The 11,951-nt window shown below is 72.9% G+C and carries 11 protein-coding genes and 1 pseudogene; 7 read left to right on the top strand and 5 right to left on the bottom strand.

The annotated features are described in order from the left end of the window. Positions 1-48: 48 nt before the first annotated feature. The 4 genes from ACFWVV_RS07045 to ACFWVV_RS07030 all read left to right on the top strand — a co-directional run bounded on the left by ACFWVV_RS07045 (position 49) and on the right by ACFWVV_RS07030 (position 3,825). Positions 49-876, top strand: coding sequence for a glutamate racemase (locus ACFWVV_RS07045; protein ID WP_384348948.1), 828 nt, complete (start codon positions 49-51; stop codon positions 874-876). Next, on the top strand, positions 854-1,414 hold the full coding sequence (locus ACFWVV_RS07040; protein WP_384348950.1) for a hypothetical protein: 561 nt from the start codon (positions 854-856) through the stop codon (positions 1,412-1,414). The genes ACFWVV_RS07045 and ACFWVV_RS07040 overlap by 23 nt, the downstream gene beginning before the upstream one ends. Positions 1,415-1,671: 257 nt before the next feature. Continuing rightward, the gene (lnt, locus tag ACFWVV_RS07035) at positions 1,672-3,294 is read left to right on the top strand and encodes an apolipoprotein N-acyltransferase (RefSeq protein WP_384348953.1); all 1,623 of its coding nucleotides are present in this window, start codon (positions 1,672-1,674) and stop codon (positions 3,292-3,294) included. A 9-nt stretch (positions 3,295-3,303) separates the two neighbouring features. Next, a complete protein-coding gene (locus ACFWVV_RS07030; RefSeq protein WP_384348956.1) occupies positions 3,304-3,825 on the top strand; it encodes an NUDIX domain-containing protein in 522 nt (173 codons plus the stop codon). Positions 3,826-3,942: 117 nt separating this feature from the next. On the opposite strand, the gene ACFWVV_RS07025 is transcribed toward ACFWVV_RS07030, so the two are convergent. The 3 genes and pseudogenes from ACFWVV_RS07025 to dhaK all read right to left on the bottom strand — a co-directional run bounded on the left by ACFWVV_RS07025 (position 3,943) and on the right by dhaK (position 6,268). Then, positions 3,943-4,392, bottom strand: a complete 450-nt coding sequence (locus tag ACFWVV_RS07025) for a PTS-dependent dihydroxyacetone kinase phosphotransferase subunit DhaM (protein WP_384348959.1) — start codon at positions 4,390-4,392, stop codon at positions 3,943-3,945. A gap of 233 nt (positions 4,393-4,625) precedes the next feature. Then, a pseudogene (dhaL, locus tag ACFWVV_RS07020) lies at positions 4,626-5,243 on the bottom strand (dihydroxyacetone kinase subunit DhaL); the annotation flags it as partial. A 32-nt stretch (positions 5,244-5,275) separates the two neighbouring features. Continuing rightward, positions 5,276-6,268: a dihydroxyacetone kinase subunit DhaK gene (gene dhaK, locus ACFWVV_RS07015; protein ID WP_384348962.1), complete on the bottom strand. Its 993-nt coding sequence runs from the start codon at positions 6,266-6,268 to the stop codon at positions 5,276-5,278. Between the two features lie 321 nt (positions 6,269-6,589). Here dhaK and ACFWVV_RS07010 point away from each other — a divergent pair, with 321 nt between their 5' ends. Next, entirely contained in the window at positions 6,590-7,438 is an 849-nt protein-coding gene (locus tag ACFWVV_RS07010; RefSeq protein WP_384349092.1) for a SigB/SigF/SigG family RNA polymerase sigma factor, read from the top strand. Positions 7,439-7,489: 51 nt separating this feature from the next. On the opposite strand, the gene ppk2 is transcribed toward ACFWVV_RS07010, so the two are convergent. Next, a complete protein-coding gene (gene ppk2 / locus ACFWVV_RS07005) occupies positions 7,490-8,536 on the bottom strand; it encodes a polyphosphate kinase 2 (RefSeq protein ID WP_384349095.1) in 1,047 nt (348 codons plus the stop codon). Positions 8,537-8,864: 328 nt separating this feature from the next. Here ppk2 and ACFWVV_RS07000 point away from each other — a divergent pair, with 328 nt between their 5' ends. Continuing rightward, positions 8,865-9,713: an MEDS domain-containing protein gene (locus tag ACFWVV_RS07000; protein ID WP_384348965.1), complete on the top strand. Its 849-nt coding sequence runs from the start codon at positions 8,865-8,867 to the stop codon at positions 9,711-9,713. Beyond that, positions 9,710-10,672 (top strand): anti-sigma factor RsbA family regulatory protein, encoded by a 963-nt coding sequence (locus ACFWVV_RS06995; protein ID WP_384348968.1) that lies wholly within the window; start codon positions 9,710-9,712, stop codon positions 10,670-10,672. The genes ACFWVV_RS07000 and ACFWVV_RS06995 overlap by 4 nt, the downstream gene beginning before the upstream one ends. Before the next feature lie 239 nt (positions 10,673-10,911). Here the strand turns inward: ACFWVV_RS06995 and meaB are convergent, their stop codons facing one another. After that, positions 10,912-11,946, bottom strand: a complete 1,035-nt coding sequence (gene meaB, locus ACFWVV_RS06990) for a methylmalonyl Co-A mutase-associated GTPase MeaB (RefSeq protein ID WP_384348970.1) — start codon at positions 11,944-11,946, stop codon at positions 10,912-10,914. Positions 11,947-11,951: the final 5 nt, after the last annotated feature.

Genomic DNA, 11,951 nt, shown 5'->3' with positions numbered 1-11,951 from the left:
TGCGGAGGGCCCCCGGGTACAAATGCGGCCGTCGCTTAAGGTGACTGGGTGAAGATCGCGCTCATGGACTCGGGAATCGGCCTGCTCGCGGCAGCGGCCGCGGTACACCGGCTGCGGCCCGACGCGGACCTGGTCGTCGCCTCCGACCCGGACGGCATGCCCTGGGGGCCCCGTACACCCGACGACATCAGGGCGCACGCGCTCGCCGTCGCCGGGGCGGCCGCGGCGCACCGTCCCGACGCCCTGATCATCGGCTGCAACACCGCCACGGTGCACGCCCTGGACGCGATCCGCGCCGCACTGGAACCGCGGATCCCGGTCATCGGCACCGTCCCCGCGATCAAGCCGGCGGCCGCCGCCGGCGGCCCCTTCGCGATCTGGGCGACCCCGGCCACCACGGGCAGCCCCTACCAGCGGGGGCTGATCCGCGACTTCGCGGCCGGCGTCGAGGTCACCGAGGTGCCCTGCCCGGGGCTCGCGGACGCCCTGGAGAGCGCGGACGAGGACGCCATCGACCGGGCGGTGGCGGCGGCCGCCGCTCTCACCCCGCCGGATGTAAGGACCGTCGTCCTGGGCTGCACCCATTACGAACTCGTCGCCGAACGGATCCGGGCCGCCCTCGCGCGGCCCGGCGTCGCACAGCCGCCGGCGCTCCTCGGCTCCGCGGACGCGGTCGCCGCACAGGCACTGCGGCGGGCCGGTGCCGTACCCGCCCCCGCCGCCGACCCCAGTACCCACCTCACCGTTCTCCTCAGTGGCCGGGAGTCCCGCACGCTCACCACCCCCGCGCTGGCCTATGCCGAGGGCCGTCTCCTGGCTGCCATGAACGCGGATCGTGAGTACGCTGCTACGCATGAGGGACCTTCCCAGGGCTGACGGCCTGCCGAACGAGCCCGCTCGCACCGTCTGGACCGGCCGCGCCACCAACCGTGCGCAATGGCTGCTCTCCGCCGCCGGTGCCGGGTCCTTGGCGCTCGGTATCGGGCTCGCCGTCGATTCCTCGTGGGTCTCCGGCATCGTCCCGCTCCTGATGGCCGTCGTCGGCTGCGTCCTGGTCGGCATGCTGGTGATCTTCGGGACGCTCGCCTTCGTGCACGTCGCGGTCACCATCGACGACGAGGCCCTGGAAGTGCGCTGCGGCCACATGGGACTGCCGCGCCGCCGCATCCCGCTCTCGCAGGTGACCGCGGTGGAGTTCGCCCCCCGCGTCACCCCCCGCCAGTGGGGCGGCTGGGGCTACCGGTGGCGGCCCGGCCAGGGCACGGCCGTGGTGGTCCGCCGGGGCGAAGGCGTGGTGCTGCGCCTGGGCGACGGCCGCACGTTCACGGTCACCGTCGACGACGCGGCGGGCGCGGTACGGGCCGTCCGGGACCGGCTCCGCCTCTACCCGGCTGCGGGACGGCCGGGCGCCTGACGCCTCCACCCGGCGGTGGGACAGCGGGGTGTCTGACGCCTCCACCCGGCGGTGGGACAGCGGGGTGTCTGACGCCTCCACCCGGCGGTGGGACAGCGGGGTGTCTGACGCCTCCACCCGGCGGCGGCACAGCGGGGTGCCTGACGCCGCCACCCGGCGGCGGGGACCGGGCGCCAGGACCTGACTGCCGGGCGGCCGCCACGGGGTCGGGGGGACCGCCCCGCTCCCGGCCTTCCCGCCACCGTAGACTCCGCCGGGTGAGCACCACCATCACCCCCATGGACCAGCCGGAATCGGCCCCGGACATCCCCCGCGAGGGAGGGCGGCGACCGTTCGGACGGCTGGTGCGGCCCGCCGCTGCCGCCGTCTCCGGACTGCTGCTGTACGCCGGCTTCCCGCCCCGGCCCCTGTGGTGGCTGGTGCTGCCCGGTTTCGCGCTGCTCGGCTGGTGCCTGTACGGGCGGCGGCTGCGTGCCGGATTCGGGCTCGGGCTGCTCGCGGGGCTCGGCTTCCTGCTGCCGCTGCTGTCCTGGACGGGCGAGGAGGTGGGCCCGGTGCCCTGGCTCGCGCTCACCTTCCTGGAGGCGCTCTTTCTCGCCCTCGTCGGCGCGGGCATCGCAGCCGTCTCCCGACTGCCCCTGTGGCCGGTGTGGGCCGCCGGGCTGTGGATCGTCGGGGAGGGCCTGCGGGCCCGCTACCCGTTCGAGGGCTTCTCCTGGGGGAAGATCGCGTTCGGCCAGGCCGACGGCGTGTTCCTCCCGCTGGCCGCGCTCGGCGGGACGCCCGCACTCGGGTTCGCCGTCGCGCTCTGCGGTTTCGGGCTGTACGAGGCGGTGCGCCAGTACGGTCTCTACCGCAGCACCGGCGTGCTGCCCCGGGCAGGCGTCGCGGTGGCCGCCGCGAGCGTCCTCGTCCCGCTCGTCACCTCGCTGGCCGCCCGCCCGCTGCTCGACGACTCCGCCGAGGACGGCACCGCCACCGCCGCCCTCATCCAGGGCAACGTTCCCCGCCTGGGTCTGGACTTCAACGCCCAGCGCAGCGCCGTCCTGAAGAACCACGCCCGGCGCACCGAGCAGCTCGCCGCCGACGTGAAGGCGGGCCGGGAGCCCAGGCCGGACTTCGTCCTCTGGCCGGAGAACTCCTCCGACCTGGACCCCTACCGCAACTACGACGCCAGGGACGTCATCGGCCACGCGGTCCGGGCCATCGGCGTCCCGGTGGCCATCGGCGCCGTCCTGACCCCCGAGACCGGTCCGCTGCGCAACACCCTCATCCAGTGGGACCCCGAGCGCGGCCCCGTCGACACGTACGACAAGCGCCACATCCAGCCGTTCGGTGAGTACATGCCGATGCGTGACTTCGCCCGGATCTTCAGCTCGGACGTGGACCGGGTGCGCCGCGACTTCGGCCCGGGGAAGAAGGTCGGCGTCTTCGACATGGCCGGCACCAAGGTCGGTCTGGTCACCTGTTACGAGGCCGCCTTCGACGACGCCGTGCGCGACACCGTGGTGCACGGCGGGCAGGTCATCGCCGTACCCAGCAACAACGCCACCTTCGGCCGCAGCGAGATGACCTACCAGCAGCTCGCCATGAGCCGGGTGCGTGCCGCCGAGCACGGCAGGGCGGTCCTGGTGCCCGTCACCAGCGGTGTCAGCGCGATCATCCAGCCGGACGGGCAGGTCGTCCAGCAGAGCGGGATGTTCGTCCCCGACGCCCTCGTCGCGAAGATCCCGCTGCGGTCGTCGCTGACCCCGGCGACCCGGGCCGGCATCACCCCGGAGATCGCCTTCGCCCTGCTCGGAATGGGCGCGCTCGGCTGGGCCGCGGCCAGGTCCGTGCGGTCCAGGCGGGCCGGCAGAGGCGCCCCCGGCGTCCTTTAGGGTCGAGTCATGGCTACCCCCGAATTCCTCACGAAACTCCGCTCCACCGCAGGTCACCAGTTGCTTTTTCTCCCCGGCGTGACGGCCGTCGTCTTCGACGACGAGGGCCGGGTACTGCTCGGCCGCCGCTCCGACAACGGCGAGTGGTCGGTCGTCGGCGGCATCCCCGAGCCGGGGGAGCAGCCCGCGCAGGCGGCGGTGCGCGAGGTGTTCGAGGAGACGGCCGTGGAGATCGAGGTCGAGCGGATCGTCCTGGTCCAGACGCTCCGGCCGGTGCAGTACGGCAACGGCGACATCTGCCAGTTCATGGACATCACGGTGGCCTGCCGGGCCATCGGCGGCGAGGCCCGTGTCAACGACGAGGAGTCGCTGGAGGTCGGCTGGTTCCCGGTGGACGCGCTGCCCGAGATGCGGGAGTTCGCCACCTTCCGGATCAAGCAGGCACTGGCGAACGAGCCGACCTGGTTCGCCCCCGCCGAGGACTCCGTACCCGGCGCGGCGGGCGTGGGCGTCACCCCCGAGGGGCACTGACGGGGCGTACCGGGGGGCATGTCCCCCGGTACGCCCCGTCTGCGGGTGCGCCCCGCAGGGCCGCTGCTCCCCGCGGCGGTCGGACCTCGCGGCAGGTGCAGGCCTCCGATGCGGCGGTCAGACCTTGCGGTAGGTGTACGCCTCCGAGGCGGCGGCCCCCACCGCGTCGAGCGGGGCGCCCGCCGACGCGGTGACGACGGCCGCGACCGCACCTTCGACGAAGGGTGCGTCCAGCAGCCGGGTGCCGCGGGGCAGTCCGTCCTCGTCGCCGTAGCCGTCCTCCTCCGCCTCACTCAGCAGCGCCTTCACCGTCAGTACGGCGCTGCCGAGGTCGGCCAGCACCGCCACGCCCGCGCCCCGGTCCACCGAGCGGGCGGCCCGCACGATCAGCCCGGCGTCCGTGCCGAGGCCGCCGTCCGGGTCCCCGCCCGCGGCGGCGACGGGCGCGGCCGGACCGCCGCCCGCCAGCCCCAGCGCGAGCTCGGCGACGGCGGCGGCCACCGCCGCACTGTGCGAGACGAGAACGATCCCGACGGACTCCGCGTCCGGCGTACCGGCCGCGCTCATTCCGCCGCCCCGGCCTCAGCGGTCCCGGCCTCAGGGGTCCCGGTTCCAGGGGCCCCGGTTCCAGGCGTCCCGGCCTCACTGGTCCCGGCCTCAGGGGTCCCGGCCTCAGGGGTCCCGGTTCCAGTGGTCCCGGCCTCACTGGTCCCGGCCTCAGGGGTCCCGGCCTCAGGGGTCCCGGCCTCAGGGGTCCCGGTTCCAGGCGTCCCGGCCTCACCGGTCCCGGTCTCCGCGGTCTCCGCGGTCTCCGCGAGCGTCCGAAGGAGCAGTGCGGCGGAGGTGGCGCCCGGGTCCTGGTGTCCGATGCTGCGCTCGCCCAGGTAACTGGCCCGGCCCTTGCGGGCCCGGAGCGGCACGGTGGCCGCGGCACCGCTGTCCGCGGCCTCGCGTGCCGCACCGAAAGCGGCGGCCGTGCCGTCCCCGGCCGCGGCCTCCAGCGCGTCCACCGCGGGCAGCAGCGCGTCCAACGTGGTCTTGTCCCCGGCAGCGGCCCCGCCCAGTTTCGCCACGGCCTCGACCCCGGCCCGCAGGGCCTGCGCGAACTCCGCCGCCGACACCTGGGCACCGTCCCCGAGCGCCTTGCCGGTACGGCGCAGCAGCGTCCCGTACAGCGGCCCCGAAGCCCCGCCCACAGTGGAGATCAACTGCCGTCCCGCCAGGGTCAGTACGCCACCCGGCGTGCCGGGCGGGTCCTTCTCCAGCGTGGCGGCGACGGCCGCGAAGCCGCGCCGCAGGTTGCTTCCGTGATCGGCGTCTCCGATGGCGGAATCCAGCTCCGTCAACCGGTCCGCCGCCCCGTCCACAGCGGCGGCCGCGGCAGTCATCCACCGCTGAAAGAACCCGGCGTCCAGCATGAGCACCCCTTCTCCCTCGCCCGCCCGGCCGGTCACCGTCCCCACCGCAGCGCGGCGGTCTGCACCGGCGCGTCCCACCACCGCAGCAGCTCCTCGTCGACCTGGCACAGCGTCACCGAAGCGCCCGCCATGTCGAGGGACGTGACGTAGTTGCCGACGAGGGTACGGGCCACCGGCACACCGCGCTCGGTGAGCACCCGCTGCACCTCGGCGTTGAACCCGTACAGCTCCAGCAGGGGAGTGGCGCCCATGCCGTTCACGAGCGCCAGTACGGGGCCGGTCGGCCGGAGGTCTTCCAGCACGACATCCACGGCGTAGTCCGCGATCTCCCGCGAGGTCATCATGGCCCGCCGCTCACGCCCCGGCTCCCCGTGAATGCCGATGCCCAACTCCAGCTGTCCGGGGGGAAGTTCAAAGGTCGGGCTGCCCTTCGCCGGGGTGGAGCACGGGCTCAGTGCCACCCCGAAGCTGCGTGCGGACCCGTTCACCTGCCGGGCGGCCTCGGCGACCCGTTCCAGCGGGGCGCCCGCCTCGGCCGCCGCTCCGGCGATCTTCTCCACGAAGAGAGTCGCCCCGGTGCCCCGCCGCCCCGCGGTGTACAGACTGTCCGTCACCGCGACATCGTCGTCGACCAGTACCTTGTCGACCCGGATGCCCTCCTCCTCGGCGAGCTCGGCCGCCATGTCGAAGTTGAGTACGTCCCCGGTGTAGTTCTTCACCACGAACAGCACCCCCTCTCCGGCGTCGACGGCGGCCGCGGCCCGCACCATTTGATCGGGCACGGGCGAGGTGAACACCTCGCCCGGACAGGCAGCGGACAGCATCCCCGGCCCGACGAACCCGGCATGCAGGGGCTCGTGGCCGCTGCCGCCGCCCGAGACGAGGGCGACCCTGCCTGCGACGGGCGCGTCGCGCCGCACGACGATCCGGTTCTCCACGTCGACGGTGAGTTCGGGATGTGCGGCCGCCATTCCCCGCAGCGCGTCGTCGACGACGGTCTCGGGCACGTTGATGAGCATCCTCATGTGAACCTCCGGCAAAGGTGCGCGGGCGGGCTACCGGCCTGCACTTTTGCAGGTCGAGTGGGTGGAGGGTAGTCCCCGGCCGCCGACGGGCCCGGAACGCCGGGTATTCCGGCAGGCCGGGCGCCTACGGCCGGCCCTTTCGCGCCGCGATCCGAGCGGCCCGCGCCACGGGATCGCACGTCCGAGCGAATTGCCCGCTCTTTTCGAGGATGGTGTGTCCTTCCGGGGGCAGGCATCCCGGAAGGACACACACTATTCGGGGGCGAGAAGAGCGGAGACTTCACGGTGACGACAGCACTCGCAGGGCAGCAGGCGACCTCCATGGTCGGGACGAGCACAGAGGCCCGGGAGGTCCCCCTGCCCCGGATCGTCGACCCCACCGCGGTCGCCCCGAAGGACGCGCGCCAGCTCTCCCGGCTCTTCCTCGACCGGCTCCAGGAACTGGAGGAGGGCACGCACGAGCACAGCTACGCGCGCAACACCCTCATCGAGATGAACCTCTCCCTCGTGAAGTTCGCCGCCCGCCGGTACCGCAACCGGGGCAGCGGTGACCTGGAGGACATCATCCAGGTCGGCACGATCGGGCTGATCAAGGCCATCGACCGGTTCGACCTGAGCCGAGAGGTGGAGTTCACCTCGTTCGCCATCCCGTACATCTCCGGCGAGATCAAGCGCTTCTTCCGCGACACGACCTGGTCCGTGCACGTGCCGCGGCGGCTGCAGGAACTGCGCGGCGAACTGGCGCGGGCCAAGGAACAGCTCGCCGCGGTCCTCGACCGCGACCCCACAGTCCCCGAGCTCGCCGAGCTGCTGGAGCTGACGGAGGCCGAGGTCACCGACGGCTTGGTCGCCTCCAACGGCTACACCGCCGGGTCCCTCGACCTTCCCGCCGAGACCGGTCACGACAACAACGCCAAGTCGCCCGTCAGCTACGCCGACTTCATCGGCGCCTGCGACCCGGGCCTGGAACTGGTCGAGGACCTGCACACCCTGGCCCCGTTGCTCTCCGGCCTCTCCGACCGGGACCGCCGGATCCTCTCCATGCGCTTCGGCCAGGAGCTCACCCAGGCCCGGATCGGCGAGCTGCTCGGCATCTCCCAGATGCAGGTGTCGCGTCTGCTGACCCGGATCCTCACCCAGCTGCGCACCGGAATGCTCACCCAGAGCTGAGCAGACGGAGCACACGGCCCCGCAGGCGAGCCTGCGGGGCCGTCCGGCGCCCTAGCCGTCGGTCTCCGAGGCCTTCGGTGCCTTCGAGGTCTGCGGTCCCTCCGAGGCCTGCGGGGTGTCGGATATCTGCGGAGCCTTTGCCGTCTCCGGAGCCTGCGGGTGCCGCCCGGGGCCTTCTCCCTGGGAGAGCAGGGGCGTGGGGGAGAGGTCGGTGGGTTCCTCGCCGGGTTCCAGCAAGGTGTCGGCCGCGCCGATGATGAGAGGGTCGGCGGAGCCGATCGCCTCCGGGTCCTTGGCGGCGTAGTCGCAGCGCAGGAGCAGGTGGCGCATGGCTTCGATCCGCCCCCGGCGCTTGTCGTTGCTCTTCACGACCGTCCAGGGGGCGTGCCCGGTGTCCGTCGCGCGGAACATCTCGACCTTTGCCGCGGTGTAGGCGTCCCACAGGTCCAGTGACGCCACATCGGTGGGGGACAGCTTCCACTGCCGTACGGGATCGACCTGGCGGATCGCGAACCGGGTGCGCTGCTCGCTCTGCGAGACCGAGAACCAGAACTTCACCAGCACGACCCCGTCGTCCACGAGCATCTTCTCGAAGACCGGCGCCTGCGAGTAGAAGTGCCGGTACTCGGCCGGTGTGCAGAAGCCCATGACGCGCTCGACGCCGGCCCGGTTGTACCAGGACCTGTCGAAGAAGACGATCTCCCCCGCGGCCGGCAGCTGCGTCACGTACCGCTGGAAGTACCACTGGCCCTTCTCCCGGTCCGTGGGCTTGTCCAGTGCCACGACGCGCGCGCCGCGCGGGTTGAGGCGTTCGGTGAAGCGCTTGATGGTGCCGCCCTTGCCGGCCGCGTCCCGGCCCTCGCACAGCACGACGACCCGCTGCCCGGTGTCGCGGACCCATTTCTGCAGCTTGAGCAGTTCGATCTGGAGGATGCGCTTCTGCCGCTCGTACGCGTCGCGCCGCAGCTTCGCCGGGTACGGATAGTTCTCCTGCCAGGTCCGCAGCGGCTTGCCGTCCTCGTCCAACAGCACCGGCTGTTCCGGCCGCTGCTCATCCACCTGGAGGCCGGCCAGCAGCTCCTCCGCCGCGGGGGACAGGTGCGCGTCCCCCGACTCCCTTGCCGGTGTCTTCCTGGCCGGTTCTTTTCCGGGGCCGCCCACAGGTGGCTTCCTCTCTGCTCCGCCGCTCGGACCGCTGCACCGCTCCGCCGTCGCAGGACGGCGGCTCGGGGTGACAGCGGCGTGACGGTGTACCAGTGCCCCACAAACATCTTGATATCGCTCTCGCGCCGACGCGAGTCGGAGCCCTCGGCCCAGACGCCGGACGGAGGGGACTCCACGGTTGTGCGGACTGTGTGCTTACATGAAGGAAGTGGCGGTAGCCGGACAGGGCGGGCAGGGGACGAAAAGCGTGGAGAAAGTGCCGATGGGGGGAGTGTTTCCCGAGCGCACGGAGCGGCACTCCAGCATCGTCTATTCCGACGACCACCAGTGGGCCGGGCACCTGCGCGCGTTCGTCCGGGAGGGACTGGAACGGGACGAGGCGATGCTCTACTTCGCGGACGCCACGGATCCCGCCCGGGTGCTGCGCACGCTCACCGACGCCGGGATCGACGCACAGGGCGCCGTCCGGCGGGGCCAGCTGTCCTTGCCGGAGGCCCGGACGCACCTCGCGGACTCCGGCTTCGACCCGGACGCCATGATCGCCCTGTGGTACGAAGCGGTCGACACGGCCCTCGGCCGCGGCCACCGCGGACTGCGGGTGATCGAGGAAATGTCCTGGGGCATGCGGGAGAACGCGGGCGTCGACCGCCTGCTGGAGTACGAACTGCGGATACACCACGAAGTTTTCGAACGGCTGCCGCTGACGGCGTGGTGCTTCTACGACCGCAGACTGGTGTCCGACGAGGGAGTGAACGTGCTGGCGGGCGCCCATCTGACGCACCGGGGCAACACCGTCGCCCAACCCACCCTGCAGGTGGCGCCGCTGTCCGGATCCCCCGGCTTCCTGCTGCGCGGCTCGGCCGGTTACGACACGCGGCGCATCGTCGCCGCCACCGCCGCCGCGGTCGCGACGGCGCCGGGCACCCACCTGGAACTGGATTTCTCCACCCTGCACCACCTCGACGCGGATTCGCTGGTCACTCTCGCGCAGGCGGCCGCGAGCCGCCCGGGGAACGTCCCCCTACGGATCCGGGAGGCACCGCCCACCCTGCGGCGGCTGCTGGATCTGTTCCCGGAGCTCAGCTCCTCGATGGAGGTCGTCGCACGATGACCACTCAGCCGCGCACGGCCGCCGAACCCGGCAGCCGGGCCCCCTTCTTCCACCCGGCCCTCTTCTACGGCACCCCGGACGAATACCTCGCCGGCGTCGGAGGCTTCATCAGCGACGCCCTGGCCGACGGGCAGCCCGTGCTGGTGGCGGTGCCCGCCGTCCGCCTCGCACTGCTGCGCGAGCTCATCGGCGCCGCCGCCGCGGACGTCACCTGGGTCGACATGACCCTGGCGGGACGCAACCCGGGGCGCATCCTGTCGATGCTCCAGGAATTCGCCGACCGCACGGAAGGGACCGGCACCCGGGTCTCGATCGTGGGCGAACCGATCTGGGTCGGCCGCACCGAGGCCGAGGCCCTGGAGGCGACCCGGCACGAGGCGCTGATCAACCTGGCCTTCGAGGGCCGCGAGGTCGGCATCCTGTGCCCGTACGACACGGCGCTGCCCAAGGACGTGCTGGCCCAGGCGTACCGCACGCACCCCGTCGTCGGCGGCCCCGAGCCCTACCGGGCCAGCGATCTCTACAGCGACCCGCACGAGGTCTGCCGCGACTGCGACCTTCCGCTGCCCGAGCCCGGCGCCGACGCCGAGGAGTTCGTCTTCGACGAGGACGCCCTGGCCCAGGCGCGCGACCGGGCCGACGACTGGGCGGCGGCCGCCGGGCTGACGGCGTCCCGGCGCGCGGACTGGCTGCTCGCCATCGGTGAGGCCCTCAGCAATTCGGTACGCCACGGAGGCGGCCGGGGGCGCCTGCGCATGTGGCGGGAGGGGCGTGCGGCGATCGCGGAGATCAGCGACCAGGGCCTGCTCGCCGACCCCCTGACGGGCCGCCGCCGCCCCGACCCCTTCGCGGCGAGCGGCGGCCGGGGGGTGTGGATCATGCACCAGCTCTGCGACCTGGTGGAGATCCGGGCGACGGAGCGCGGGCTCGTCCTGCGGCTGCACCTGGAACTGGCGTAGGGCGTCGGGCCGGCCCGCCCGCCGGCCCGACGGCTACGGCTCGCGTCCCACGCCGCCGTACACCGCGACCTGGGTGGCGGCGGGGCCGCGTCCGCTCCCTCGGGCCGCCGGCGGTTGCAGAAGAAGGCCGGGCCGGGGCGAGCAGTTCGAGACCGTCGAAGCAGCGTGCGACCCGGCGCGAAGTGCGCCGGGCCGCACGGCGTAGTCACCGATGGCCCGGATATCAGGCGCGCGCCAGGTCACCGGCCGAGCTGGTCGCCGAACGCCTCGAGGATCTTTTCCGCCGCCAGCGTCGCCGTCAACTCCCCCTCGCGCAGAGCGCGTTCGACCTCCGGAGTCACCCCGCGCACCCCCGGGTGCGCGCGCAGCCTGTCCAGGAGCTCGTCGCGGACCATCGCCCACGCCCAGTCGATCTGCTGATCCGCCCGCTTGCCGGCGAGACGGCCCGCCGATTCGAGGAGCGCGCGATGCTGCTCCAGGCGCTCCCACACCGTGTCGAGGCCGGCCGATTCGCGGGCGCTGCAGCTCAGCACCGGGGGAGTCCATACCGCGTCGGCGGACGGGGCCTTTCCTGTCCGGCCGGAGTGGGGGGCCGGAGGATGCATCAGACGCAGGGCGCCCGCCAGCTCGCGGGCGGCCGAACGGGCATCGCGCTCGTGCGGGCCGTCCGCCTTGTTGACCGCGACGACGTCCGCCAGCTCCAGGACGCCCTTCTTGATGCCCTGGAGCTGGTCACCGGTGCGGGCCAGGGTGAGCAGCAGGAAGGAGTCGACCATCTGGGCGACGGCCGTCTCCGACTGGCCGACCCCCACCGTCTCCACCAGGACCACGTCGTACCCGGCGGCCTCCACCACCACCATCGCCTCACGCGTCGCCCGTGCCACGCCGCCCAGGGTGCCTGCCGAGGGGGAGGGGCGGACGAAGGCGGCGCGGTCGGTGGACAGCCGCTCCATCCGGGTCTTGTCACCCAGGATGGAGCCGCCCGTCAGGCTCGACGACGGATCGACGGCGAGCACCGCGACCCGGTGCCCCAGCCCCGTCAGCATCGTGCCGAACGCGTCGATGAACGTCGACTTGCCGACCCCCGGCACCCCGCTGATCCCGATCCTGCGTGCCGCACCCGCGTGCGGCAGCAGCTCGGTCAGCAGCTTCTGGGCCAGCCTGCGGTGGTCCGGGCGGGACGACTCGACGAGCGTGATCGCCCGGGCCACGAAGGCCCGCTTGCCGTCGAGCACACCCTTGACGTACGCATCGAGGTCGATCTTCGCGGGCATGTGCC

The sequence above is a fragment of the Streptomyces sp. NPDC058663 genome (assembly GCF_042716745.1).
In the GTDB taxonomy this organism is placed as follows: Bacteria; Actinomycetota; Actinomycetes; order Streptomycetales; family Streptomycetaceae; genus Streptomyces.
This window is presented reverse-complemented; position numbering and strand designations above follow the sequence as displayed.